Consider the following 26,581-nt stretch of genomic DNA (forward strand, 5'->3'; position numbering starts at 1 on the left):
TCAATTTAAATTTAAATTACTCCAATCTTTGAATAAAAGATATACTTTTATGGTGAGTGAAAATTAGGGTTAAACATGTCCCGATCTAGACGAAGTGATGGTGACTTAACCAAGTCCAAAATTATTGAGGCAGCAGGACCTTTAATTGCCCAATATGGTTTTGCAAAGACAGCGAACAAAACAATTGCTAACGTTGCGAATGTCGATTTGGCTGCAATTAATTATCACTTTGATGGTCGAGACGGACTATATCAAGCTGTTTTAGTGGAAGCTCACGCTCACTATCTAGATGAAAAATATTTACTAGAACTTGTTGAAAGCACTCAGTCACCAGAAGAAAAGCTAAGCTTATTACTTGAGACCTTGCTGCATAAGTTAACTGAAAAAGATGTTTGGCATGGCAAAGTCTTTATTCGTGAACTCTTTTCACCTTCTGAGCATTTATTAAATTTTATTGAACTTGCAGGTATGAGGAAATTTTTTCTTATTCGTAAGTTAATTAGTCAAGTTGCTGGTTTAGATGAAAATGATCCAGCTGTTTTGCCTTGTATTTTAAGCGTGATGACACCTTGCATGATGCTCATTATTGCAGGACCTAATGCTCAAGCACCTGAGCCACTTAAAAATATTGCCCAGATGCCATTACACGATTTAGTTGAACATTTTAAGAAATTTTCATTAGCTGGCTTAAAAGCAATTAGCCAATCAAATCTTAAAAGTTAGCTCTCGAGACATTGCAGAATTGCCTGTACTGGATCTTCTGTATTTCCAGAAATAAGTTGTTTATGCATGGTTAAATGTTGCATCACCTGAATTTGAGCTGTCTCAACATTCATTAGCTTCTCTATTTCACTTGCTAAATGTTCTGGTGTTGCATCAGCCTGAATCAGCTCTTCAATGACTTTCTTACCCGCAATAATATTCGGCAAAGAATAATAAGGAATTTTCACCAAAAGCTTAGCAATTATATAGGTCAACCAATGCAACTTATAGAAAGTGACCATCGGTCTATGCATGAGCATGGCTTCTAATGTAGCCGTTCCAGAAGCTAAAGCAATGATATCACTTGCATTCATGACCATACGGCCAACTTTAGATTCGCTATCTGTATTTTCTAAAATATGAATTACAGTTTTTAAATTAGGTGCTAATTGTTCAACACCCTGCTCAATCTGTTGTTTTCGTGCATCGTTAATTGCGGGAATTAAAAATTGAATGTCTGGATATTTCTTATGCAGAATTTTGGCAGTTCCAAGCAGCATAGGCAAAAGCCGTTCTACCTCACCTTTTCGGCTACCTGGTAATAACGCAATATGTTTTTGATTTTCATTAAGACCTAATTGCTGTTTGGCAATTTGGATTGGATTTTCAAGTGGCAATTGTTTGGCTAATGGATGACCTACAAATGCTGCAGGAACTTCATATCGTTCATAAAAAACTTTTTCAAAAGGAAATAAGCAAAGTACTAAATCTATACTCTGTTTAATGCCATGAACACGTCCTTGGCGCCACGCCCAAACAGAAGGACTGACATATTGAACTGTTTTTATTGGAAGATTCTTTTCTTTAATACTTTTAGAAAGTCTGAGGTTAAAGTCTGGTGCATCAATTCCAATAAAAATATCAACTGGATTTTGAGTCCATTGGTTAATTAGACCATCCCGCACGGCGAATAATTTTTTTAAGTCTTTTAAGACCTCAACAATCCCCATCACAGACAAGGTTTCCATTGGGTAATAACTGTTAAAACCTTCAGCAATCATTTGAGGACCACCGATTCCCTCGAATTCGGCATCGATTCCTTGTTCTCGAAAACTACGCATAAGTTTCACACCAAGCGTATCTCCAGAAACTTCCCCAACTACAATGCCTATTTTAAGTTTTCGGTTTGCCAAGGCGATTTACCCAAGAATTTGAAATAATGCATTCTAGCATAGAGGTTTATCAATCTTGAACTTGATATAAATGTACTCACCAAGAGCAGCCACAGCACAAGCTATCTAAAATTACACTCATTCACCATCTTTTAATCTAAATTAACAATACAATTTGAATTGTAGCTTACATTTACAAATAATAAAATAAATGAGAATTATTTACATTATCCTTAATCTTATGAATATCCCACCTCGACCATTTAAGCTTACCGTAATCGCCTGCGCGATTTGTTATGCGAACCTCTCTTATGCTCAAGAATCAGAAGTACAAGCTTTACAGACGATTCAAGTTAAAGCCACAAGTGCTGAGCAGTCTTCTGAACAGACCAAAGCATATAATGTTAAAAACTCGAGTAGTGCAACTAAGCTTAATATTGAAGCTAAAGAAACTCCTCAAACCATTAATGTCGTTACTCGTCAGCAAATTGAAGATTTCGGACTTACCAGTACACGAGATGTTTTAAAAAATACCCCAGGTGTAACCGTATCTAATCAAGAAACTGAGCGAACTACTTATATGGCTCGCGGCTTTGAGATTTCAAATATATTAACTGACGGCGTGGGTTTTCCCCTCTCAGGTTATAACTATAACAATACGAATCCTGATACTTATTTCTATGATCGTGTAGAAGTTGTTAAAGGTGCTGATTCTTTAACTAACGCCTTCGGTGATCCAAGCGCAACAATCAATAATATTAGAAAACGCCCGACTCAAGAATTCCAAGCAAGTGGTGGTGTAAGTTATGGTTCTTGGGATACGCAGCGTTATGAAGCTGATGTTTCTGGTGCAATAATACCGAGTGGAAAAGTACGTGGCCGTATTATGGGCTATGAGCAAACTGGTGATTCTTACCTTGATCGATATTCGTCAGAGAGAAATGGTTTCGCAGGTATTATTGAAGCTGATTTGACAGATAGTACTTTACTGACCGCAGGTTATAGCCAAGAACAAAATAAACCCAATGCAAACAACTGGGGTGCTCTGCCTTTGTTAGATGCCAATGGTAAACAAATTTCATATGACCGCTCATATAACCCTAACCCTGACTGGGCACACTGGGATAATGAAACACAAAATGCTTTCGTTGAATTAAAGCAAAAAATTAATGATCAGTGGACCGCTAAGCTGACCTATAACTATCTTGATACCAAGCATAATAGTCGTCTTCTTTATTATTATGGTTATCCAAAAGCTGATGGATCAGGTGTTTCTCTAACCCCCTGGGGTGGTCAAGAGCACCAAGAAAAACATGCTGTCGATTTTAATCTCGAAGGAACATATAAACTTTTCAATCGAGAACATGAGGCATCTTTAGGCTATAGCTATGTACGTAGTCATCAGCAAGATAAACAATCTACAGGAACGATTAACGATAGTAACGTCATAAAATCAACCACTACGGATTGGTCAAGTTGGACACCGCAATCTATAACTTGGTCAGATTTCACAGAAGCTGCAAACTATAAGCAGAATATTAATTCCATCTATGCTGCGACACGCTTACATCTTAATGAAGATTTAAAACTTTTACTTGGTGCAAACTATGTCCAAGCTGAAAGTAAAGGTGAAAGTTATGGTTCCCCAATGTCATATAGTGAAAGTAAAGTCTCACCATATGTTGGACTAACTTATAACTTTACACCTGAATATACAGGTTATATGAGTTACACCTCAATTTTCCGTCCTCAAACTGGTATTGATAAAGATACCAATCAAGCTTTAAAACCTATTGATGGTAAAAGCTATGAGATGGGCGTAAAAAGTTCATGGCTAGATGACCGTTTAACTGGAACACTTTCAGTATTTAAAACTGAACAAAATAATTACCCTCTACGTAGCTCTGATGGAAATCCACTTAATCGAAAAGTACCAACGAGTGATTTAGAGTCACAAGGTGTAGAAGTCGGCTTATCAGGTCAAATCACAAATAATGTGAATCTTTCTTTCGGCTATGCTCAATTTAGTATTAAAGATATAAAAAATGGCGGCGAGGCAAGAACTTATAATCCAAACCAGACGCTTAACGTGCTAACCACCTACACGCCACCAGTTTTACCAAAGCTAAAAGTTGGTGCAGGCTTACAATGGCAAGATGGGATAAAGTTATATGATTCAAATGTTAACAGTACGATTAAACAAGATGCATATGCTTTAGTTAATTTAATGGCGAGCTATGAAGTCAACGATCATATTACGCTTCAGGCAAATGGTAATAATATTTTTGACAAGAAATATTTAAATAGTTTTCCAGATGGCCAAGCTTTTTATGGTCCTTCTGCCAACTATACAGTTGCTGTAAAGTTTAAATATTAATATCGTAGCCAATCCCAATTTAGGGATTGGCTTTACTTATTATTCTTTGTGTATGTGTCAGTCAAGATGTCCAAAACTGTAAATCTCCCAGTGTCATATCGTATAAAAGTTTTCTATCGATTCTTGCTAGTTTTCGGTATGGGCTTTGCTTGTATGGCGTATTTAAGTATTGGACTCACTGGAATTTTCCTTTTGTCCCTCGACAAAGCTGAAGCTATATATCTCGCGGCATTTATAGCGATTTTATTTTATGTCGTCTTTGTAATTGTTGGTTTCTGCATTCAATCACTTTTGAAACTCACTGGGCTGTCGATCATTTTGTGCGCCCTTTTCTTTTCTGTGACACGTATGGTGGGTTATGCATAAGGGTATACGTCAATCTATGGCATGGCTACACTCATGGACTGGCTTAATTTTTGGATGGCTCGTGTTTGCCATTTTCTTAATGGGTAGCCTATCTTATTACCGCCACGAAATTAATTTATGGATGCAACCTGCACTTGCGCAATATCAAGTAAAGCAAGATATTGCTATTAAAACAGCATATCAATATTTACAAAAAAATGCTCCAGATGCTAAATCTTGGTATTTAACTGTTGCAACACCAGAAAGTCCCGTCAACACCATGTATTGGGAAAAAGCTGACGGCGGTTATGGCAATGCCACACTTGATGCTAACACGGGAAAAGAACTTCAACTTTCGGCAACTCTAGGCGGCGATTTTTTTTACCGTTTCCATTACCAACTTTTTGGCATTCCAATAATAGTTGGGCGATTAGTCGTATGTCTTGCCGCATTTATTATGCTGATTGCTTTGGTTTCAGGCATTATCACCCATAAAAAAATATTTACCGACTTTTTTACTTTGCGTACATTTAAGTCTCAGCGTTCATGGCTAGACTTTCACAATATTTCTTCAGTCGTTGCATTGCCCTTCTTTTTAACCATTACATTTACAGGCTTAGCTATTTTCTTTTATTTATATCTGCCTTGGGGAATGCAAAAGATTTACCCTGAAAACCCTTATCAATATTTTACCGAAATCCGCACAAAGACTGTACTTGAGAATCAATCAATTCAGCCTGCTCAAAACTTAGCTATTGATAAGCTATTGAGCCAAGTTCAACAAAGTTTGGGTAATCAACCTTTATCAACGATTAGTGTAAAAAACCCGAATACCAATCAGGCGCAAATTACATTTATTCAGCAAGAAGACCGCTCTATTACTCGTAATCAGGCTCAAATTACATTAAATGCTTCAACCGGCAAAGTCTTAGAAGACACGCGTAATAATAGTCCTATTGCAACGTTAAATGCGGGTGTCTATGGGCTACATATGGCGACATTTGCTCAGCCTTTACTTCGTTTAGGATTCTTTTTCTCAGGCATTCTAGGCTGTGTAATGATTGCTTCCGGTTTGTTACTCTGGAGCCTTAAACGCCAAATTCAAAATAAGAATAGTAAGTTTCACTTTGGACACTATTTAGTTGACCGCTTAAATGTTGCAGCATTTGTTGGCCTGCCATGTGCGACTGTCGCCTATTTAAGCGCCAATCGATTGTTTACAGTTACTTCAACCACGATCAATTATGAAATTTATAGCTTTTCCTTAGTTTGGTTAATCAGCTTAATCATTGCTTTAATCACTAGAAAGCAGCATTTATGGCGAACTCAACTTTGCGTTTTTATTATGCTCAGTATTGCACTTCCCATCTTAAATCTAAGTTATTTACTTAAACATGAGTATGTTCAAAGCCTCAGAGATTATTGGACCTTTGCACGTGTAGATGTATTTTTATGGATCTTTGCAGCTTTAGCAATTTTCATATTCTACAAAATTCAACCTATTCAGCATAAAGCTGTAGAAAAAATTCAAAAAAAGCTAAATAAATTAAATACTAAGGTGAGCTCATGATTGTTATAGCTTTCATCTTAATTTTATTAGGAATGTATTTGCTATTTATGGCGAGTGAGAAATATAGATCACCGAAATCAACAGGTCATTTCAAATCGTTAGCTCAAAAGTACTACCGATACTTTAAAATAGCTGCATTCATATTATTTGTTTTATGTGCATTTATTCTGATTAAACACTATAAATTTTCAATTGGTTTTGTCAGTTGGTGGATCTTTGCAACGCCATTAACTTTTGGTCTCATCCTTCTACTTAACCCTTTAAAATCATCTAAATAATATTAGTCCCTAATAATTTGATGAAAAATAGCTCAAGCTAAGCAAAATTATGATTGCTTAGCTTTTTTTTGCATAAGTAAATCATTATTCATGACAACTGTTTATCTCTAAAAGGAATAAGATATGGACGTTTCGTGATATGTGGCGATAAAGATGTCTGGTGCTTTTGAATTTATCTTAGCAGGTATGTTAGTTGGTTTCTGTGTAGGGATTACAGGAGTTGGTGGTGGATCATTAATGACACCAATTTTAATTGGCCTTTTTAGAATTGAACCTCATATCGCAATTGGTACCGATTTACTTTATGCCGCAATTTCAAAGTTCTGTGGATCAATGGTTCACGCTAGAAAGCTCAATATTGTCTGGCCAATTGTTTTATGGTTAGCAGTAGGTAGTATTCCTGCGTCTTTCGCTACCACGTGGGTACTTGAGCATTATTTAAGTCAGTCAACACACTATAAATCTGTATTAACCATGGTGTTGGGCTTTATGCTGACTTTGACTGGTGTATCTATCATTTTCCGCTCCCGTATTGAGAAGTTCTTTAGTCGTTTTAGAAATAAAGAAGTCACTCAAACTGAGACTGAAAATTTAACTATCCATAAAAAACGTAGCTTTATCGTAGTTATGGGTATTATCTTAGGTGTATTCGTAACGCTTTCATCAGTCGGTGCTGGTGCATTTGGGATTATGGCACTTGTGATCATGTTCCCGAACTTACCAATGATTCGAATTATTGGGTCAGATGTTGTACATGCCGTATTGCTCACTTTAGTGGCTGGTCTTGGACATATGAGTGCTGGTAACGTCGACTTTACGCTTCTTATGTGGTTATTGGTGGGTTCAATTCCTGCAATTATTGTTGGTACGCTAATTAGTTCTCGTATGCCTGAACGTTTAATCCGAAAAATTTTAGGGATTACCCTATTTGCCCTCGGTGTTAACTTTATGGTTCACCCAGTCAAAGCAAAACCGAAAGCACCTGTGGTACAACAACAAGCTGTGGTTGCCGAAAAAACAAGCAACTCAACTGAAAGATAGCAAAATCAATAAGATTTTTCCAAACTGAAATACCATGAGATGTAGGATTTTCATAATTATTTCATGGTATATTCAGTATACAAAACAACCTTTAGTATGATCGAACCAGTGACAGCAATGACTACACATTTAAATTCCGTTTCAAAGCCAGATATCGACGACGTTAATATTAAAAGCATTCAAACTCTTGTAACACCAAATGAGCTTAAGTCAGAACTTCCTTTATCTGATGTTGCTTCACAAACTGTTCTAAAAGGCCGCGAAACCATTCGTAATATTTTAGATGGTTCTGATAAACGTTTGTTTGTCGTTATTGGTCCTTGCTCTATTCACGACCCGAAAGCTGCTCACGAATATGCCGATCGCTTAAAAGTGCTAAGCGAAAAAGTTAAAGATACTCTATATCTAGTTATGCGTGTTTATTTTGAAAAACCACGTACGACAATTGGTTGGAAAGGTCTAATTAATGACCCTGACATGAATGACTCGTTTAACATTGAAAAAGGTTTACGTATTGGTCGTAAACTCTTGCTTGAGTTAAATGAAAAAGGTTTGCCATGTGCAACTGAAGCACTTGATCCTAACTCTCCACAATACTACCAAGACTTAATTTCATGGTCTGCAATTGGTGCACGTACAACCGAGAGCCAAACTCACCGTGAAATGTCTTCTGGTCTATCATCACCAGTTGGTTTTAAAAATGGTACAGACGGCGGTTTAACTGTTGCCACCAATGCCATGCAGTCTGTTAAATATGGCCATAGTTTCTTAGGCCTTAATGAAGATGGTCAGGTTTCAATTATTAATACAAATGGTAACCCTTATGCACACGTTGTATTACGTGGTGGTAATGGTAAGCCTAACTATGATGCTGGCTCTGTTGAAGAAGCAGAAAATGCTTTAGCGAAAGCAAAAGTTAGCAATAAAATCATGATTGATGCGAGTCACGCGAACTCAAATAAAGACCCGTACTTACAGCCACTTGTTCTTAAAAATATTACTGAACAAATTTTAGATGGTAATAAGTCAATTGTTGGTCTTATGGTTGAAAGTCACTTAAAAGGCGGCCGCCAAGATATTCCTGAGAATCTTTGTGATCTCGAATATGGTAAATCAGTGACTGATGGCTGTATTGACTGGGAAACAACTGAAAAAACATTACTTGAAATGCATGAAGCTTTAAAAGACGTTTTACCAAATCGTTAATTCATCTTTTTAAGAAGATCAAGTAAGCCCTCATTTTTGAGGGCTTTTTTATTTTTCTTTGTCGGAATTTAGCTATGATGACTTTTCTTTTTTGATTATACTTCGGCGAGCTTTTCCACTACGACCGCCTAGAATATGGTGCTGAGTTCCCGTCAACATTTGCTGAAGTGGCGCACGCTTTTAAGTGCTATCACTTTGCTGTGTTTACTATGGCACATTTTTCTGCCTACTTTAGTGCAAATTGGCATCGTACCTGAGTTATACACCATGCCTAGTCACTGTCAGCCAGTCACGCTAGAGCATTCATCGAACCAGCAAAATTTCAATACTCAACAGCATCACTCTTCACATGCCCATCACCATATGGAATCTGTTCAAGATAAATTTCATAGTTCGCATGCTCAAGAAGTCTTTGCTCTAGCTACTCAAATCATGAAGCATTGTCCGCTTTGTACGCATGGTCTAGATGCAGCAATTTTAATTCCTTTAATTGCTTTGATTTTTGTTTTAATTTTACGTTGGTTTACCCGTGTACGATGCCTGTGCCATACGTGGACAATACAGCTAGAACTTCCCCCTACCTTCTATATTTTACCAATTAAACACGCCCCACCTGCTGCTCTGTAAAAACGCAACTTTTACCATCCTTGATTTTCAAGGACTCAAAACTTATTGCTTTTTATAGGGTCAAAATATGTTATCCCTCAAATTCCGTTTATCTGTTTTAAGTGCGGCGTGCTTTTCTGCCTCAGCCAGCCCTATTATTTTTGCTGAAGATTTAACACCAGCAAATAGTGACACAAAAATCTTAACAACGATTGTAGTCACAGCAAGCCGTGAAGGTGAAACACTCAATAAAACACCAGCAGCGATTAGCCAAATTAATAATGACCAAATTGAAAATAAACATGCCACGTTTATTGGGCAACTTGTGAACCAGACACCAGGGGTTTTAATGAATGACCTTGGTAATGAGCAACACATGATGTCCATACGCCAACCCATGACAACCGCAGCGGTATATCAATATTTAGAAGATGGTCTTTCAATTCGTCCTGTAGGCGTGTTTAACCATAATGCCTTATATGAAATGAATATGGCTGGCGTGGAAAATATTGAAATTTTACGTGGACCTGCAAGTAGTGTTTATGGGAGCAATGCCATTGGCGGAACTATTAATTTTTTAACAAAGGCACCAAGTACAGCACCAACAGCTGATATTGGCCTGAGTGCGAGTAGCGAAGGTTATCGCCGTGTAGATCTGGGAGCATCTGATACTTTTGATACAAGCAACGGAACACATGGCTTAAGAATTTCTGTCTATGCCAGTGATCGTGGTGATAGCTGGCAAGATCATGCCGAATCAGATAAACAAAGCGTTACCTTACGTCATGATTGGCAGATTTCAGACACAACAAAACTGAAAAACATTTTTAGTTATAACCACTTATATGCCGATATGACAGGTAGTTTAAATGCTGAAGATTATAGTCAACGCCCTGGCTATAGCTATCAGACATTTACCTATCGTGAAGTAGATGCAACTCGACTGTCTTCCCAGCTGAGCCATGATTGGAATGATCAGCAACAAAGTCAAATTACTTTATATTATCGAGATAATACGACTGAGCAAAATCCAAGCTATAACATAAAAACAGACAAGAAAGACGGAGTTGCAACAGGAACCTACAGCGGGCAAACAACATACAATAGTTTTCAATCCTATGGGCTTAACTTACAGCATTCAGCAACGCTAGGCCAAGTTAAGTTAGTGGTCGGCGGCATGGCAGAACATTCTCCGACCCAAGGTCGAACCAATGACATTGAAGTTTTTCGAGATCCTGTTACCCGTATTTATACTAATTTTAAACAGCGAAAACTGTTACGTGATTTTGATGTCGATGTTGATAATGAAGCAATCTATGCCCAAGCTAACTGGCAAGCTCTCCCTACATTAAACTTAGTCAGCGGCGCTCGTTATGACTGGATTCGTTATGATTATCAAAATAATTTAACTCCATCTAATGTTACGGGCGCACCTGATGAAACACGAAACTTTCATAAGGCCAGTCCGAAACTAGGTGCCATTTGGAACGTAACACCTCAAATTGACTTCTATGCAAACTGGTCACAAGGCTTTGTCCCACCAGAAGTTAGTAGCCTTTACGGCGCAAATTTAGTCACACCAAATTTGACTGAAGCAACTTTTACCAATATTGATGCAGGTATTCGCTTTAAAACACTGAATGATCGTTTGGATGGAGAAATTACACTTTACCGTTTAAACGGTGAAGATGAAGTGATTAGTTATACCAAACCAGATAATAGCCGTGAACCACGGAATGCGGGTAAAACTCGTCACGAAGGTATTGAAGTCGGTGCAACTTGGCAAATTTCCGATCAGCTTGACCAAAAATTGAAACTCTCGGGTAGCTGGGCTCGCCATCGTTATGAACAATTTCAGCCATCATCCACTATCGACTATAGTGGTAATGATATGCCGAGTGCCCCAAAAACTTTTGGTACGCTGGAATATCAAATTAAACCAATTCCCGAACTACTACTTTCAGCAGAAGGTGTCTATGTAGGTTCATATTGGATTAATGATGCTAATACACAAAAATATGACGGACACACAGTACTCAATCTTCGTGCGAACTATCGTAAAAAAGCTTATGAGGTATATGGTCAGATTTTAAATGTGGCAGATACTCATTATGCTGAAAGTACTTCTTTTAGTAATAATGAAGTGAGCTATACGCCAGCTACACCACGTATCTATTTATTAGGTCTACGCTATCACTTTGGTGATTAATCAACTTTAAGTTTGTGGTCATCAATTTGGCCACAAACTTATATCTAGCTATAAATAAAAATAGCTCACCACAAAAGCAAAAAGTAGCACGGTTTCGCTAAGCTCAATTGCTGCACCGACGGTATCACCTGTAATACCGCCAATTCTTTTAATAAACAGATGTCTTAAATAAACCAGACTGATTAAAAAGCCAATAATGGCGATGAGCCCTTGCCATTCCCAATATAAAGCCAATAACAAAACTATCGCAGTCATTATCCATGACGCTGTTTTGGGTAAATGATCAGTCAACGAACGACCTAAACCTTTTTCACGGACATATGGCGTAGTTAAAAACAAAATAGACGGCACAATACGACCTAGTACTGGAACGAAGACTAAAAATAACGTTTGATGTTGTTCAATCAACACATAAATCAGTACAAACTTGAGCAAACAAATAATAACTAAACTTAGCACTCCAATTGGACCACAACTTGGATCCTTCATGATTTGTAAAGTACGTAGTTTGTCCCCAAAACCGCCGACCCATGCATCTGCCGTATCAGCTAGCCCGTCTAAATGTAATCCCCCTGTCAGCCAAACCCATAAAGTCATGATGATGACAGCAAGCAAAAGAACGGGTAATTTAACTAAAAGACACGAGATAAGAAAAAGAATGCCACCAATAACTAGCCCAACCAGTGGATAAAACAAAATAGCTCGACCATTTTGTTGCGCCGTTGGCATTGACTTTAGCTCAATAGGTAGAACAGTTAAAAATTGCAATGCAATCCAAAAAGGTGTCATATCCAAGTCTCTAACTGATCTATATTTAAAAGCAAATTGGATTATGAAGAAATAAAAATAGGAATAGCAATCCCTATTCCCATCAAAGACTTCAAAAACTGAAAATCTATTGGATTTGATAGCACTGTTTCAATTTGATGTAGTCGTAGTAAAAACTGGTTGGTGTATAACGTGCATAGTTACATGCAGATTTGAACAAAGTTTCTTTTTCGTTATAAAGCATTTTTACCAAAGTATTGCCTTGGCTATTTTGATAAATATCCCACTGTACATTTGCTGCCATAGGTGAAACCACTTCACCGTGCCATGCGCTTGTTGAGTAATTATAAGTCTGACGTAGTGGTAAAGGCTGCATCATATTATGTAAATCTAGGCTAGTTGCCAAAGGAATAATAATTTCAGCATGGGCAAACCGTAAAACGGCTTTGTAAGGCTGAGCTTTATTTACCACGGCGTCAACTTGTTGGAACAGGTCCTGTTTTAGCCCTTGAGCAATTTCACTTGTGACTTGATTTGACTCTGTAAAACTCGGACCTTTTTCGTAAAAATCGTTTGCATCATTAAATTCAGCGTAGAATTCCGCAGCATTTAACGGCATATATTTATCAAAATCGATACCTTTTAACTCATCTTTCATACCCCCAGAAATTGAATAGAGCTCATAAATATAAGCTGCTGCATCAACTGCACTGGCAATTGTATTTTTACCCTTACCTTTTTCTGTAATTTGCTCACCTTTTGGTGAAGTTACCGTAAAGGATCCGGTATTGCTAAAGCTATAACCTGTTGTACCCAGTTTTTTAATAAAGTCTGTTTTAAAAATCGGATTAAGTACAGTTTGGGCAGTTTTTTCAGCTTGAGTATTCTTTGATAACTCATCTAACTTTTCGGCTAAATCTTTATTATTTTCTTCAAAATCCTGATAAGCCTGACTAGCATCATAAATTTTTTGTTGATTAGCACTCAGTGGTTGAGTCAAGTCCTCATCTGCATTCAAACTATGAAAATAGAGTTTAAAACGATCAACGCCACCATCTTCAACACTTGGAACGCTTGTACTCGATAAACTGGTATAAGACGTTGGCACAATTTTATCTTTAAGTTGCGGTTGTTGTTGAATGAGTTCAGCCGTGAAGAATTTAGCACTATCTACTGCACGATCTACCCCAGAACTTTGTACCAAGATAGATGCTTGCGAATTTAAAAGAGTTGGTAAGCGTTGTAATAAACGATCTGCAATGCCACGGTGTTCTAAAATACCAGTCATGGTTTCATTTCCATAACCGTACTGGCGGATTCCTTCTACGCCATAGCCTAATAAGATATTTGCTTTCATCATTGCTTCTAAATCAGCGCCTAATTGTTCACCTAATGGTGTTAAGGCATTTTCTGCTTTTGCCTGTTTCCATAAATTATAAAGTGCCAAATCATATTTCAGACTTGAGAGACCTCTTGAACCGTGACGTGCCACTAACTCTGTAAAAACTGGCTGGAACCCATTGGGTGCTTGTTCATAGTTTTTTATTTCTTGTTGTGGTTGGTAAGGTGTTTTTGTTTGATAATATTTTGATGAGTTTGTTGGAGCAGTTGTTTGAATGTCTTGATCATCATTATTGTTACAAGCCACGAGTAATAATGATGCTGCAAGCACAGTCGTTTTAAATAAAATATTCATAAGTCAGATGAGTGATTAATAAGAAATGCCAATAGCTTAATTTTTAGCAATGACAGTTCTATTACAAACAATCAAATATCTTTATAAAAATAATAACTTACAAATGTATAGAAATATAAAAAGGCTATATCAACATAAAGTTTAATTGATCATCTGTTTCAGAAAATTCGAATGAATATAATTTCCCAAGCTCTGCCGGCATTTTTAGCAAATCATCTAAAGGTTGTTGCTGGGCTAAACAAGCTAATAGCTTAATCACACCACCGTGGGTAACAACCAATGCATGTTGCCAGTTTTGGTTTTGCATCTGTACAAGTAGTTCCTGAAAACCTTTAAGAACCCTTGTTTGAAACTGCATTAATGTTTCTGCGCGTGGTGGACAATATTGACTCGGTTTTTGCCAAAAATTTGCCAGTAATTCTGGTGAAGTTTCATAAATTTGCTGAGTTGAGACGCCTTCCCACTCACCAAAATACATTTCTTTTAAGTCATGGTTTAAAAGCAAAGGTAGCTGAGTTGTCTTTGCAAGTTCCTCAGCAAAATAAGCACAACGTTTTAATGATGAACTTATAGTGACATCCCATGACTGATTTGCAACTTGCTCAATGGTTGACTGCATCTGCTGCCAACCTTTTGCCGTTAACTCATCATCCAAATGTCCACGTAAAGTATGGCTATATTGACTCTCGCCATGTCTGAGCAAATCAATTCTGAATTTACCCAATTTTATCCCCGCTTACAGCAGCTTGGGCAAAGGTAGCCATTTGGTTGTGTAATACACATGCCATTTTAACTAATGACAAGGCAGTACCGGCACCACTACCTTCACCTAACCGTAAATTCATTTTTAAAATCGGCTCAGCATTGAGTTCTTGCAAAATACGGCGGTGGCCATATTCTGCCGATTGATGGCCAAATAACATCCAGTCACGTACTTTAGGGTTCATTCGTACCGCGCATAAAGCAGCTACTGAACTAATAAAACCATCTACAATGATAGGTAAACCAATCTGTGCACATCGAATATAGGCACCTACAATTGCCGCAATTTCCAATCCACCAACTGCACACAATGTTTTAAATGCATCACCAGTAACATGTTTATGATGAAGCTCAATTGCTTGTTCAATTACTTCAATTTTATGTCTTAACTGATCGGCACCAATTCCAGTCCCTACCCCAGTTAATTGTTCGGCAGTATCATTTAATAAAAGACATGCTAAGGCAGAAGCAGAACAAGTATTTCCAATTCCCATTTCACCCGCAATATAAATATCTGCGCCATCGGCTTTAGCTGTGTCTACACTATTTTTACCTAACTCTAGAGCAGCACGGCATTCATCAGCATTCATTGCGGCTTGTTTGGCAAAATTTGCTGTCCCAGCACGAATACAATGACGTTCAACGCCTGCGTATTGGTATGCTTCACCTACGGTACCGCAATCAATCACTTGCAAATGAGCTTGATGATATTTGGCAATTACACTAATTGCGGCCCCACCAGTCGTGAAGTTTTGCAACATTTGACGAGTTACGGCTTGAGGATATGCAGAGATATTTTCTTCAACCACACCATGATCGCCCGCAAAAATGGTGATCCATGGATGGTTAACTTGTGGATGTGCATTTGACTGCAAACTGGCAAGTTTAACTGCTATCAGTTCTAAATCACCTAAGGCACCAGTAGGTTTTGTGAGTTGGAGTTGATGTTGCTCAGCTTGTTGTTTTGCGTCCACATTAGGTTGCTGTACAGACTCTAACCACCAGTTCATTTTATTTCTCACCTTTTAAAATCATTGGAAAACCAGCCACACAAAACACAACCTTATCTGCAATTTGCCCTAGAGCTTGATGTAGTCTGCCTGCTTCATCGACAAACCGTCGACTGATCTCACCGAATGGCACAACACCTAAACCCGTTTCATTACTTACTAAAATAATTTCTGACTCAAGCGTAGGTAAGACTTTTAACAGCTGCTCACACTCACGTTGTTGAATACTTTGATCATCTAACAGTAACAAATTGGTTAGCCAAAGCGTTAAACAATCCACCAGAATAATTTGATTAGGTCTGTCAATTTTTTGCAGAGCTTTTGCTAAATATAATGGTTCTTCAACCAAAGACCAGTGAGCAGGACGTTGATTTTGATGGTGTTCAATTCGACTTTGCATTTCTGGGTCAAGTGCTTGCGCCGTAGCAACATAAGTCACCGCTAATTGCGTTTTTATTGCTGTTTGTTCAGCGAGTCGGCTTTTGCCAGAACGGGCTCCACCCAAAATCAGTTGCAACATGAATCACCTAAGAACAAATGCTGAGACGGATATAACTTACCTTGTAAAGTTTGAGCTTGATAACAACCAAACGTTAAATGCTCGACTTTAAGGTCAAATTCAACGTGTTTGTATTGTACAGGTAATTGGGAAATTTTATGTAAAATCAAATCACTACTATAGTCTTTTTTATACAATCCCAATGTAATATGCGGACAATATTCTAAAGCGGCAATTTCATGAGAAATTAAACCTAACTTTTGGCGTATTAGGGATAAGATATTCTCTGTATCTTGGATTTCTACAAATAAAGCACTACTAAAACTATCGACTAAACCAATTTTTAAATGAAACGGGGCAAAATCTTCTTTTCTTAAAATTTCCCTTTGCTGCTCAAATTCACTAAAAATAAAGTCATCAGGATAGATTCTGGTTTCGTGTTTTAAAAATCCGCATATAAACAGCGTAATATGATATTGACGGCTATTGGGTTCTAATAAGAATTCTGAAAAATGCACGCGCAAGGCATCTAAATAATCAACTAGTTTTTGATCATTAATTTCTAAATACCATAAAGCATAATTTTGACGCCCAAGATGCCATTCGGGATAGTCCCGTATAGATGTTGGCACCATGAACGTCGAAGGTTTTAGCAGCACAGCTTTAATTCAAAATCATTCAATTTTCGTATTAAAGCATGTTTGCCTTTCAATTGTAGAATATTAATTATTTAAACGAACTTAAGCATACTGAGTACGCGTACTTTTGGAGTTGGTAATATTCATGTTTAAAGGCTGTTTGCCTTGTTCAGAAAATAAATATTGAACTAATTGCGTTAACTCAACTTCAAGTTGTCTTTTTTGGGAAGTACTCATATCCAATTTCTGAATTTGCTGTTGTAAATGTTTAATCGCATCAGCCTCTTCAATTTCTAAATATTGAATTGCATAGGCATACCCTAGCGCAGCGCCTTTTAATAGGTTTTTATAAGGCAAATCATGACCTATATTCACTTCAATTGATGCAATTACTCTTTCATTATGAGTTAATTTGCGAAGTGGATCTCTTGCCACACGCTGACACGGATCTTTAAAAGCATATTCACATGAGTCTAGAAAGCTCTGTGCCATGCGATCCAAATCTTTTGCATAGTTAGGTAATACAATTGCAAGCCCTTGCTTTACTTCTCTAATTAAGTTTTCTGCAAATGCTTTAACTGAATGATCACCCATGGCAACACCAATAGATTCATATCCTAGTAAAGATGCGTACCAAGCAAGCATGGCATGCACGCCGTTCCATAAACGGTTTTTGATTAATTGAATGTCTGTAATCTGATTAACTAAGACAACTTGACGTAACTTTTCGAGTAAAGGACTACCCTTTTCTACATAAATTGGCATATCCGTTTCACTATGAAACAGAATTAGATCCATGCTTTGTAATATATGACCAGGCTGGAAATTACGGCGCATGTTATCAACATATAAAGACGCCTGATTTTGCTGGTCTTGGGTCAGTTTATTGCAATCTTCAATTTCGACTTGTTCTTCATGCTCAACATCAGATAAATGCTGTTCAAGAAAGTGGTGCTTAATACGAAGTTGACGATATAAACTCTGATTAGATAGCTTTGAAACCATGCGGTTTACAACAGTGTCGCAAAAGTAATGTTCTTTTAAAATATGCTCAGTTACATCTTCATCGTTGGTTAACTCTAGTAGAGCTTCTCGAAGATGCTTCATAACCAAATATTTCGCACCGACTTTATTTAGAATAATTAGAAAGGTTAAGGGTTCAATACATGTTTCAAGTGGCGAGTTAAAACGCGCATATAATCCTTTTGCAATTATTCTTGACTCAGCCTCGATCGCTTGTTCAGGTAAGCAAAGTGCAATCAAACTGGAATGAGTATACATCTCTAACATTTGTTGTTCATTTTCAGAATCAACAATGGTCATATTCTCAATACGTTCATCATAAGAAAATTGCCCATAGCGAATACTATAATTTCCAAATGCATTCACAGCTTCTCGAAAAAGACTATTTCGTGTAGAAGCAATAATTCTCTTTGGTTTTGTGTATCCATCCCAATGTGACAAGATTTGCGCTATATATCCCCCACCGATAGCACCAAAACCGTGTATCCCAATTGTCAGTTGATTCAAGCTTTGTGGAAAAGGTTCCTGTATCTCAGGCATATCCATAACAGGAATAAATTGGTCGAGATCTGTTAAGAAGTCATACATTTGATCATAATAAAAATGCGCTTTTTCCAGCATTTCATCATTTGGCTCTTTAATATCTTTTAATAAAATTGTTAAACCTTTTGAAGTGTGAGCCGAGGTTAAACCATTTTCAGAATCTTCAAACATAAGACACTGATTAGCGTCTAAGTGAAGTTGACTAGCAGCTTTTAAAAAGATTTCTGGATGCGGCTTTCCTTGCTCTACTTCATCACCACAGGTAATCACATCAAAAAATTTATAAACATTGGCATTAATTAAATATTCTTCAGCAATTGCCCTACGACTTGAAGTCGCAACAGCCATTCTTAAGCCAGATTTTCGTAAACGTTCTAAAACTTGAACTAAACCTTTTTTAATCGGTACGCCGTGTTTTCGAATATATTCGAGTTCCATCTCATCAGCTTTTTTTCGAATTTCTTTATAGGGAACATTTACGCCATATAAACGTTGAGCCAATTGCTCAGCAGTAGTTGCACTTAAACCTAAACATTGCATTAAATATTCGTGTGAAAATTCCTGTCCAATGAGTTCTTGAGATGCTTGTTGCAATGTTTGAAACCGCAACCTCTCAGTATCAAACATTGTCCCATCCATATCAAAAATTGCTCCATGAACAGGTTTTCCATGAAAAATAAGCACGCTTTTTCCTCTTTTTTGATCATGTTTTATTCAGGGTATACAAAAATTGGTTAAAAAGGCGGGATATTAATAAATGAAACATTAGTGGTCATTTTTTAATCAAAAATATAAGAGATCTGTTACTGATTAGCGTTAATACTCTAAAAAGGTTGAACAATATAAATAAGTATGAAGCTAACTGTAGATGCAAGAACGGCAAGCCATCCTCGCTTGCCGCTCTTGGTTTATTCTTTTTGTTGCGCTGATAGTATTTATTTTTCTTAGTTCCGTTTACCGCTACTTGAACCCGCATATTTTTATAATGTCTCGCAGGTGTCACATACCAGAAATCAACTCACCTTTCTCTATTCTTATTGTTGGTGCTTCTGGTATAACTCTAAAATTCATAAGAAAATTAGCATGAACGAATAGAATATAAGATTGATATTACGACCACTGTCTTTGCTCCTTATTAGAAATGGCTACATCGCTACTATCAATAATGATAATCATTTTCATTTGATAGTTCAAGCTTTTTCTTCGTTATTTGTGCTTCTCTCCTTTTTGAAAAAAGATCTGCAACAAGTAATAGCCCTCAATAAAGTATTTTCTAAAAGTAGTTAGAAAACGATTAATTATTAAACTACACTTCTAAACCATTATTATTGATCAAGTACATCAACAAATTGGGCATTTAAAAGCTGAGCTAAATCTTTTGGATTTAAACCAATATCCAGCCCCCTTTTTCCACCACTTACATAAATTTTGTTAAAGTTTTGAGCTGATGCATCAATGACAGTTTTTAATCGTTTCTTTTGGCCTAAAGGACTAATCCCACCTACTAAATATCCTGTTAAACGTTCGGCATCTTTAGGATTAGCCATCTGTAATTTTTTACATCCAAACGCCGTAGCTACTTTTTTTAAATTTAATTGATGATTAACTGGTAAGACAGCAACGAAATAATTTTTATCGTCACTTACCATTAGAGTTTTAAATACTTCGTTTACATCTAAATCTAATTTTTCGGCTGCTTCTAATCCAAAACTTTTGGCATTTGAATCATGTTCATATTCATGAATAGAAAATTCGATTTTATTACTTTTTAACAATCTACATGCAGGAGTCATGGTATATGGTGTTATAGATAAAATTATTTCGATTATAGTTTTTTTAGAAAAAATTTAAAATTTACTTAGGCTATTTACAAGAGTTACATAAAAATTCAAACAGCAACTGAAGAAAAAATAATCTCGACTTGATATTCGTTGCTCGACTCCATATATTTTATTTAGATTTGAAGTCTGAGCTGACAATTTTATGAGTTATAAACACAACAATCTGATGGCAATGCGTCACCGTTTTTGGGATGAATCATCAGATTCTGTATTAAATGAAAAGCAATTTTTGCAGCAGACGTTAATTGAACAAGGTATTTTTAATAATGCAACCTTTGATGATGTTAAGTACTTCTTTTATACCCTTCCTAGCATCATTATAGTAAAAGCTCATGCACTTGGTTTTATGCATGATTCAGTCAAACAAATGTTATTGCAACATATTCAGACCAATCGCCTGCATTTGATGCAGAAATCTGAATTAAAGATTCAATTTAAAATGTAATCCATTTTGTTATCAAAGATCTGTTTTATCTTAGTTTTACTTATCTGAATTGTTTTAATTTCTTAAATTTTTAAATTGCTTAGGCTATTTAAGGATTAATGGAAGAAAGATGACCATATCGGCCTATCATTCAGTCTGAGAGAACTATTTTAATACGCTCAAAACATGTAATATTCGTTACAATTTTAGATCACCAGCGTTTGGCTGCATGATGCGCATAGGATTCTATTTTCATGTCAAATCAGAAAGATAAGCTTAAGAGTTTAAAAACTTCTTCCATGGATCGACGCTTATCAATCGCGAAAGCTTCTTTACTTGCAGGAACGCGTTGGGCAACTGCAAGTGCCTCTTCTTTATTTTCTAATGAAGAAGAAAAAGAAAAGAAACGCAAAAAAGCGATGAGCGAACAAGCTAACTATCTGGTTTCTGAAATAGGTAAACTTAAGGGTTCTATTGTTAAAATTGGTCAAATGATGGCTCTTTATGGTGAACACTTTTTACCAGAAGAGATTACTCAAGCTTTAAATACCCTAAATAACCAAACTGTTGCCTTAGATTGGCCTGCAATTAAGCCACATCTACAGGAGCAATTGGGCGCGAAGTTAAATGATTTAACGATTGATCATGAACCAATTGGTACTGCCTCACTCGCACAAGTACATCGTGCAACCCGCAAATCAGACGGCTTAGAGTTAGTCTTAAAAATCCAATATCCTGGCGTTGCAAATGCAATTGACTCAGATATGAGCTTGTTTAAAAACATGCTTAAACTGACACGTATGGTGCCTCAAACCCGTGAATTTGATCAGTGGTTTGATGAAGTACGTGAAATGATGCATCGCGAAGTTGACTACGATGTTGAAGCTGCCACCACCCGTCGCTTCGGTGAACGTTTAAAAGATGACGAGCGTTATATTGTTCCGACAATTGTAGATGAATACTGTACCAATCAAGTACTTTGCATGACTTTTGAACGTGGTGTTCCAATCAATAGCCCTGTGATGTTGTCTTTGCCTCAAGAGCGTCGTAATCAGCTCGGCGAAGCTTCACTTGAAATTGCAGTTCGTGAAATTTTTGAATGGGGTGAAATGCAGACTGACCCTAACTTTGGTAATTACCTTGTTCGTTTGGGTAATGGCCAAGACGTTCAGGACAAAATTGTATTATTAGATTTTGGTGCTATCCGTCAGTTTGATGAACATTTGTTAGCAGTTGCACGTCAACTCATTCAGGCAGGTTATCAGCATGATAAAAATGCGATGGTGGAAGCCATGACTGGATATGAATTTTTTGATGCAATGCCTGAAAGTATTAAACCAGGCATGGCCGATGTCTTTTTAATCGCGACAGAAGCATTTAGTACCCCTGCAAATAATCCAGATATGCCTGCTGGCCTTATGGATGAACATGAACGTTATGACTGGAAGAAAAGTCAGTTACATAGCCGTGTTATGCAGCAAGCAAGTAAATCAATGGCATCACGTTATTTCTCGATTCCTCCAAAAGAATTTATGTTTATTAGCCGTAAGTTTATTGGGGCCTATACGTTTATGACAGTTATTGATGCAAAAACAAATGTGCGACGTATGATTCGTAACTTTGCTTAATTTAATAAAGGACTAGAATGATTCCATGTCATTCTAGTCAATACCTCTCAAACCACCCAACAATCAAATAATTTTAAATAAATAAAATCAAAAACTTATAATTTTATTATTTTCTATTTGCCATTTATCTACTCATTTTTCGAATGTCAGTAACGACATAGTTTTTTAATATGAGGCGTGTCAGCATAAAACAATAACAATGTGTTAGGACACCATAATCATGACAAGTATGATCAATAAAGCTCAGGGTTTGGGTTTATCGCTGATCACCAGATTGGCTGGAAGCGATGTACTTGATCAACTCAAGTTGCGTAAATTTGTTGAAAAATCTCTTTATCAAGGTTCAAAAGCTGGTTTTAAAGCATTAAGCCAGACTCAAAAAGCATTTAAACCAAAACAGATCTCCCAACAGCGATTACCTCGCCAACAAAAAAATCTATTTGATTTAAGTCTAACCGAAGAACAACAAATGACTTCTGAGGCAATGTCTCAATTTGCTCAAGAAGTCTTATTGGGGTTGGCTCATGATGCTGATCAGGCAGCTCAGTTTCCTGAAAGTCTTTGGCAATATGTTGAAGATTTAGGGCTCAATTACTATGCACTTCCAGAAGCATTAGGTGGTGTAGCGACCGAACAAAATATTGTAAGTAATCTATTAATAGCTGAAAAACTAGCTGAAGGTGATTTTAGCCTTACAGCAGGATTACTCAGTACCTTTAGCGTTATTAATGCAATCACACGTTGGGGTTCTGCTGAAGTTCAGTCAATGTACCTACCATGTTTTGCAGAAGACTCAGACATTACAGCAACCTTTGCAGTTCAAGAAGCAACTCCAGCATTTAATCCTTATGCTTTAAAAACAAAAGCATCACTTGAAAATGATCAATTTTTTATTGATGGCGAAAAAACATTAGTGATTTTAGGTGATTTAGCTGATGTATTTTTAGTAAGTGCGGAATTTAACGGCAAGCCAGACGTATTTGTCTTGCAATGCGGTGACACAATTTCAATTAAAAATACTCCGGCCATGGGTCTTAAAGCCACAGAAACAGCAACTCTTCGCTTTAATCACACACCAGCTCTACGCTTAGGTGCAACAGATTTTGATTACACAGCTTTCTTAGATTTGGGTAACTTAATGTGGTGTGCAATGGCTGTAGGTACATGTGAAGCTGTAAAAGCTTATTGTATTAAATACGCCAATGAACGAACTGCATTTGGTGAACCAATTTCTCATCGTCAAAGTGTCGCTTTCATGATTGCAGATATGGCTATTGAAATTGATGCGATGCGTATGTTGATTTTAAATGCGGCAAGTCTTGCAGAGTCAGGCAAACCATTTCACCGTGAAGCTTATCTGGCCCAACTACTTTGTGCTGAAAAATGCATGAAAATCGGTACAGATGGTGTGCAAATTCTTGGTGGACATGGTTTCACAAAAGAACATCCAGTTGAACGCTGGTACCGTGATCTACGCGCTACTGCAATTTTACAATCTGGCTTACACGCTTAAATGATCAATCAGAGGATACTTTAATGAATTTACAAAATCCTAAAAAATTCAAGATGATGATTGATCAAGCACATGATGTTGCGATCAATGTTTTACGTCCTATTTCTCGTAAATATGATAAAGCTGAGCATGCGTATCCCAAAGAGCTCGATATGCTCGCTTCTCTGATTGATGGTATGAATGAAGGTGGCGAAGGTATTAATGCAGGAGCTGCAGGGGCTGGAAAGCGTGGTGATACAGACAATGAAGGTATTCGTAACGGAACCAACATGTCGACCGCTCTTGGAATTATTGAGATGTGTTATGGCGATACAGGCTTATTGCTGAGTATGCCACGTCAAGGGCTTGGGAACTCAGCAATAGCTGCTGTGGCAAATGATGAGCAATTAGAGCGGTTCAATGGAACATGGGCAGCAATGGCCATTACTGAGCCAGGATGCGGCTCTGACTCTGCTGCTATCCGCACCACAGCAACCAAAGATGGCAATGATTATATTTTAAATGGTGAAAAGATTTTTGTGACCTCTGGCGAACGTGCAGATTCTGTCGTCGTTTGGGCCACGCTTGATCGCAAACTTGGACGTGCAGCAATTAAATCATTTGTGGTACCTAAAGGTACACCGGGAATGAAGGTTGAACGTCTCGAACATAAATTAGGAATTAAAGCTTCAGATACGGCAGTAATTAGTTTTATTGATTGCCGCGTACCAGCCGAAAACCTTTTAGGTAATGCGGAAGTAGATGTCGCTAAAGGTTTTGCTGGAGTAATGGAAACTTTTGACAATACTCGCCCCTTAGTTGCAGCAATGGCAATTGGTTGTGCTAAAGCTTCACTAGAACGTATTAAAGAGATTTTTAAAGATCAACTCGATCCTGATTACTCTACCCCCTACCTACATACTTCTAACCTTGCAGCACAAATCTACCGTATGGAAGCTGAGTGGGAAGCTGCTCGCCTACTTATGTTAAAAGCCACGTGGATGGCAGATAACAAAAAACCAAACTCTAAGGAAGCTTCTATTGCAAAAGCCAAAGCAGGTCGTGTGGGTAATGAGATCACTTTAAAATGTGTCGAATTGGCAGCAAGTGTTGGCTATAACGAAGATGAGTTACTGGAAAAATGGGCACGTGATTCGAAAATTCTTGATATTTTTGAAGGTACTCAGCAAATCCAGCAATTGATCATTGCCCGCAGAGAACTGGGTAAATCTTCTAGCGAACTAAAATAATAATTAAGGGAAATTTTCCCTTCTTTTATTAGCTGTTTATGTAAAAACTTAAAAGCCCTCTAGCGATTAAACTAGAGGGCTTCGTATTTCAGGAATTTACATTTTTATTTATTCGGCAGTTGTGCTGTCTAACGCTTTATCAACTACACCAAATTTCTTAAAGATTTTTGCACGTCTTTTTGACGAAATATTTGCTTTATTTAAATCACCTTTATAATGATCAAAAACTCGCTTATCCATTATTTTAAACCACAATGAAGGGATTAATGCCGGTAATAACATACTTGCATAACCGCTTGGTAGCTCAGGTGCCTCGTCAAAATGACGTAATGCTTGGAATGGACGAGTCGGATACGCATGATGGTCTGAATGACGCTGCAACTGGTACAAGAACAAGTTTGTTACTACGTTATTGTTGTTCCAGCTATGCTCTGGCATTGTACGTTCATATTGACCATTTTCTTTTTTCTGACGTAATAAACCATAATGCTCAATATAGTTAATAATTTCAAAAAGACTAATGCCATAAAATGCTTGTGTTGCTAAATATGGAATTGTGCTTTTGCCAAATATTCCAACCATAGAACCATGAAAAGCAGCAGTCATTCCCCAGCCTTGTAATAGCTCATTATCTGAAGACCAGAATTCTTTACCTTTACGTTTTAAACGATTTTTTTCAATTTCTATTGCAGACTTAAAAGAACCAACAACAGTACGTGGCCAGAACTCATAGAATGTTTCACCCATACGAGATGAAGCTGGATCTTCTGGTGTTGCTGCACGCTTATGATGACCGTAAGGATGCTCAATACGGAAATGATTATAGCCAGTTGGAACTAAAGCAAGATGAGACAAAATATGGTCTATACGATCATGCTTATGACTTAACTCATGGGCTGTATTAATCGCAATACCATTGATTGCACCCATTGAAATACCAAGTAAAATCTTATCAATAAAAGATGTCGTTTTACGACTTGTTAAATAACATGCATAAACATTTGCAGCATACTGTAGAGGAATAAAGCTCTTCACAAGACGTGAGTAATATGGGTCTTTTTCTAAAAGCTTAATTTCTTCATCTGTCGGATTTCGAGCATCTTTCCCAATAATAGTATCAATTGCAGGAATCACGACATGTAATAAAAGTGGACCACCTAATGCGAAGATTTTCTTCAAAGGACGTGGACCAAACTGATAACCAGCTAAAATACCCAAACCGATAGCAGGTAAAGCAGGACTAATCATCCATAAAAAGCGTTTGCGATCTATTTCACGCATAGACGCAGGCACTGGCATAAGTTCTTGCTGAACATTTACTGGTGCATTCATAGCTATATTTCCTTTTTCTATATGTCTATATAGTTAAAGAAATAGTGTTTAGTTAACAGTAGTAACCGTCCAAAAAACCTATGTTAAAGTCTTTGGCATTTTCTTCCACTTTTCTGTCCTAAAAACACATGTTGATCTATTCTTATAGCTCACTATAATTTTATTAAAA

Annotated in this window: 23 protein-coding genes; 13 read left to right on the top strand and 10 right to left on the bottom strand. The window is 37.2% G+C overall.

Annotated features, from left to right (window positions below; genetic code table 11):
• The first annotated feature begins 75 nt into the window (after positions 1-75).
• Positions 76-723: an error-prone polymerase regulator EppR gene (gene eppR / locus ACS604_RS02175; RefSeq protein ID WP_474769770.1), complete on the top strand. Its 648-nt coding sequence runs from the start codon at positions 76-78 to the stop codon at positions 721-723.
• On the opposite strand, the gene lpxB is transcribed toward eppR, so the two are convergent.
• The gene (gene lpxB, locus ACS604_RS02180; RefSeq protein ID WP_440202543.1) at positions 720-1,895 is read right to left on the bottom strand and encodes a lipid-A-disaccharide synthase; all 1,176 of its coding nucleotides are present in this window, start codon (positions 1,893-1,895) and stop codon (positions 720-722) included. The two genes, eppR and lpxB, sit on opposite strands and share 4 nt — an antisense overlap.
• Positions 1,896-2,115: 220 nt before the next feature.
• Between lpxB and ACS604_RS02185 the strand changes: the two genes are divergently transcribed.
• From ACS604_RS02185 to ACS604_RS02220, 8 genes are all read left to right on the top strand, one after another.
• Entirely contained in the window at positions 2,116-4,251 is a 2,136-nt protein-coding gene (locus ACS604_RS02185; protein WP_474769772.1) for a TonB-dependent siderophore receptor, read from the top strand.
• Between the two features lie 66 nt (positions 4,252-4,317).
• Positions 4,318-4,617: a hypothetical protein gene (locus tag ACS604_RS02190; RefSeq protein ID WP_174729680.1), complete on the top strand. Its 300-nt coding sequence runs from the start codon at positions 4,318-4,320 to the stop codon at positions 4,615-4,617.
• Positions 4,610-6,166, top strand: a complete 1,557-nt coding sequence (locus ACS604_RS02195) for a PepSY-associated TM helix domain-containing protein (RefSeq protein WP_474769774.1) — start codon at positions 4,610-4,612, stop codon at positions 6,164-6,166. The genes ACS604_RS02190 and ACS604_RS02195 overlap by 8 nt, the downstream gene beginning before the upstream one ends.
• Complete coding sequence (locus tag ACS604_RS02200; RefSeq protein WP_174729677.1) at positions 6,163-6,444, top strand: DUF1634 domain-containing protein; 282 nt, start codon at positions 6,163-6,165, stop codon at positions 6,442-6,444. The genes ACS604_RS02195 and ACS604_RS02200 overlap by 4 nt, the downstream gene beginning before the upstream one ends.
• A gap of 153 nt (positions 6,445-6,597) precedes the next feature.
• Positions 6,598-7,485 (top strand): sulfite exporter TauE/SafE family protein, encoded by an 888-nt coding sequence (locus tag ACS604_RS02205; RefSeq protein WP_474769775.1) that lies wholly within the window; start codon positions 6,598-6,600, stop codon positions 7,483-7,485.
• Between the two features lie 96 nt (positions 7,486-7,581).
• Positions 7,582-8,691, top strand: a complete 1,110-nt coding sequence (locus tag ACS604_RS02210) for a 3-deoxy-7-phosphoheptulonate synthase (protein WP_004792605.1) — start codon at positions 7,582-7,584, stop codon at positions 8,689-8,691.
• A gap of 135 nt (positions 8,692-8,826) precedes the next feature.
• Positions 8,827-9,318, top strand: coding sequence for a hypothetical protein (locus ACS604_RS02215; RefSeq protein ID WP_296509728.1), 492 nt, complete (start codon positions 8,827-8,829; stop codon positions 9,316-9,318).
• 67 nt (positions 9,319-9,385) lie between these two features.
• The gene (locus tag ACS604_RS02220; RefSeq protein WP_296509731.1) at positions 9,386-11,506 is read left to right on the top strand and encodes a TonB-dependent receptor; all 2,121 of its coding nucleotides are present in this window, start codon (positions 9,386-9,388) and stop codon (positions 11,504-11,506) included.
• Positions 11,507-11,554: 48 nt separating this feature from the next.
• Here ACS604_RS02220 and ACS604_RS02225 read toward each other — a convergent pair whose 3' ends face one another.
• The 8 genes from ACS604_RS02225 to ybaK all read right to left on the bottom strand — a co-directional run bounded on the left by ACS604_RS02225 (position 11,555) and on the right by ybaK (position 20,238).
• A complete protein-coding gene (locus ACS604_RS02225; protein WP_296509733.1) occupies positions 11,555-12,295 on the bottom strand; it encodes an adenosylcobinamide-GDP ribazoletransferase in 741 nt (246 codons plus the stop codon).
• Positions 12,296-12,401: 106 nt separating this feature from the next.
• Positions 12,402-13,970, bottom strand: a complete 1,569-nt coding sequence (locus ACS604_RS02230) for a histidine-type phosphatase (RefSeq protein ID WP_474769778.1) — start codon at positions 13,968-13,970, stop codon at positions 12,402-12,404.
• Between the two features lie 124 nt (positions 13,971-14,094).
• Positions 14,095-14,694, bottom strand: coding sequence for a histidine phosphatase family protein (locus ACS604_RS02235; protein WP_474769780.1), 600 nt, complete (start codon positions 14,692-14,694; stop codon positions 14,095-14,097).
• The gene (gene cobT / locus ACS604_RS02240; protein WP_474769781.1) at positions 14,687-15,742 is read right to left on the bottom strand and encodes a nicotinate-nucleotide--dimethylbenzimidazole phosphoribosyltransferase; all 1,056 of its coding nucleotides are present in this window, start codon (positions 15,740-15,742) and stop codon (positions 14,687-14,689) included. Before cobT ends, ACS604_RS02235 begins: the two co-directional genes overlap by 8 nt.
• Before the next feature lies 1 nt (position 15,743).
• Positions 15,744-16,262 carry a bifunctional adenosylcobinamide kinase/adenosylcobinamide-phosphate guanylyltransferase gene (cobU, locus tag ACS604_RS02245; protein WP_474769783.1) on the bottom strand — a complete coding sequence of 173 codons (519 nt, stop codon included), beginning with the start codon at positions 16,260-16,262 and terminating at the stop codon, positions 15,744-15,746.
• Positions 16,250-16,876, bottom strand: a complete 627-nt coding sequence (locus ACS604_RS02250) for a 2'-5' RNA ligase family protein (RefSeq protein ID WP_440202593.1) — start codon at positions 16,874-16,876, stop codon at positions 16,250-16,252. Before ACS604_RS02250 ends, cobU begins: the two co-directional genes overlap by 13 nt.
• Positions 16,877-16,981: 105 nt before the next feature.
• Positions 16,982-19,129, bottom strand: coding sequence for a bifunctional mannitol-1-phosphate dehydrogenase/phosphatase (gene mtlD / locus ACS604_RS02255; protein WP_474769785.1), 2,148 nt, complete (start codon positions 19,127-19,129; stop codon positions 16,982-16,984).
• A gap of 641 nt (positions 19,130-19,770) precedes the next feature.
• On the bottom strand, positions 19,771-20,238 hold the full coding sequence (ybaK, locus tag ACS604_RS02260) for a Cys-tRNA(Pro) deacylase (protein WP_004792620.1): 468 nt from the start codon (positions 20,236-20,238) through the stop codon (positions 19,771-19,773).
• A gap of 190 nt (positions 20,239-20,428) precedes the next feature.
• Here ybaK and ACS604_RS02265 point away from each other — a divergent pair, with 190 nt between their 5' ends.
• From ACS604_RS02265 to ACS604_RS02280, 4 genes are all read left to right on the top strand, one after another.
• Positions 20,429-20,731 (top strand): hypothetical protein, encoded by a 303-nt coding sequence (locus ACS604_RS02265; protein WP_440202552.1) that lies wholly within the window; start codon positions 20,429-20,431, stop codon positions 20,729-20,731.
• Positions 20,732-20,964: 233 nt separating this feature from the next.
• Positions 20,965-22,338, top strand: a complete 1,374-nt coding sequence (locus ACS604_RS02270) for an ABC1 kinase family protein (RefSeq protein WP_004792624.1) — start codon at positions 20,965-20,967, stop codon at positions 22,336-22,338.
• Between the two features lie 229 nt (positions 22,339-22,567).
• Complete coding sequence (locus ACS604_RS02275) at positions 22,568-23,851, top strand: acyl-CoA dehydrogenase family protein (RefSeq protein ID WP_474770362.1); 1,284 nt, start codon at positions 22,568-22,570, stop codon at positions 23,849-23,851.
• A gap of 23 nt (positions 23,852-23,874) precedes the next feature.
• Positions 23,875-25,080, top strand: coding sequence for an acyl-CoA dehydrogenase family protein (locus ACS604_RS02280; RefSeq protein WP_174728581.1), 1,206 nt, complete (start codon positions 23,875-23,877; stop codon positions 25,078-25,080).
• Positions 25,081-25,188: 108 nt separating this feature from the next.
• On the opposite strand, the gene ACS604_RS02285 is transcribed toward ACS604_RS02280, so the two are convergent.
• Positions 25,189-26,412, bottom strand: coding sequence for an alkane 1-monooxygenase (locus ACS604_RS02285; RefSeq protein ID WP_474769787.1), 1,224 nt, complete (start codon positions 26,410-26,412; stop codon positions 25,189-25,191).
• Positions 26,413-26,581: the final 169 nt, after the last annotated feature.

The sequence above is a fragment of the Acinetobacter sp. Li1LvA2 genome (genome assembly GCF_056156705.1).

Bases quoted from the DNA above. Each gene is read 5' to 3' on its own strand.
- eppR (WP_474769770.1), top strand. From the start codon at position 76: ATGTCCCGATCTAGACGAAGTGATGGTGACTTAACCAAGTCCAAAATT.
- ACS604_RS02185 (WP_474769772.1), top strand. From the start codon at position 2,116: ATGAATATCCCACCTCGACCATTTAAGCTTACCGTAATCGCCTGCGCG.
- ACS604_RS02190 (WP_174729680.1), top strand. From the start codon at position 4,318: ATGTCCAAAACTGTAAATCTCCCAGTGTCATATCGTATAAAAGTTTTC.
- ACS604_RS02195 (WP_474769774.1), top strand. From the start codon at position 4,610: ATGCATAAGGGTATACGTCAATCTATGGCATGGCTACACTCATGGACT.
- ACS604_RS02200 (WP_174729677.1), top strand. From the start codon at position 6,163: ATGATTGTTATAGCTTTCATCTTAATTTTATTAGGAATGTATTTGCTA.
- ACS604_RS02205 (WP_474769775.1), top strand. From the start codon at position 6,598: ATGTCTGGTGCTTTTGAATTTATCTTAGCAGGTATGTTAGTTGGTTTC.
- ACS604_RS02210 (WP_004792605.1), top strand. From the start codon at position 7,582: ATGATCGAACCAGTGACAGCAATGACTACACATTTAAATTCCGTTTCA.
- ACS604_RS02215 (WP_296509728.1), top strand. From the start codon at position 8,827: ATGGTGCTGAGTTCCCGTCAACATTTGCTGAAGTGGCGCACGCTTTTA.
- ACS604_RS02220 (WP_296509731.1), top strand. From the start codon at position 9,386: ATGTTATCCCTCAAATTCCGTTTATCTGTTTTAAGTGCGGCGTGCTTT.
- ACS604_RS02225 (WP_296509733.1), bottom strand. From the start codon at position 12,295: ATGACACCTTTTTGGATTGCATTGCAATTTTTAACTGTTCTACCTATT.
- ACS604_RS02230 (WP_474769778.1), bottom strand. From the start codon at position 13,970: ATGAATATTTTATTTAAAACGACTGTGCTTGCAGCATCATTATTACTC.
- cobT (WP_474769781.1), bottom strand. From the start codon at position 15,742: ATGAACTGGTGGTTAGAGTCTGTACAGCAACCTAATGTGGACGCAAAA.
- cobU (WP_474769783.1), bottom strand. From the start codon at position 16,262: ATGTTGCAACTGATTTTGGGTGGAGCCCGTTCTGGCAAAAGCCGACTC.
- ACS604_RS02250 (WP_440202593.1), bottom strand. From the start codon at position 16,876: ATGGTGCCAACATCTATACGGGACTATCCCGAATGGCATCTTGGGCGT.
- ybaK (WP_004792620.1), bottom strand. From the start codon at position 20,238: ATGACTCCTGCATGTAGATTGTTAAAAAGTAATAAAATCGAATTTTCT.
- ACS604_RS02265 (WP_440202552.1), top strand. From the start codon at position 20,429: ATGAGTTATAAACACAACAATCTGATGGCAATGCGTCACCGTTTTTGG.
- ACS604_RS02270 (WP_004792624.1), top strand. From the start codon at position 20,965: ATGTCAAATCAGAAAGATAAGCTTAAGAGTTTAAAAACTTCTTCCATG.
- ACS604_RS02275 (WP_474770362.1), top strand. From the start codon at position 22,568: ATGATCAATAAAGCTCAGGGTTTGGGTTTATCGCTGATCACCAGATTG.
- ACS604_RS02280 (WP_174728581.1), top strand. From the start codon at position 23,875: ATGAATTTACAAAATCCTAAAAAATTCAAGATGATGATTGATCAAGCA.
- ACS604_RS02285 (WP_474769787.1), bottom strand. From the start codon at position 26,412: ATGAATGCACCAGTAAATGTTCAGCAAGAACTTATGCCAGTGCCTGCG.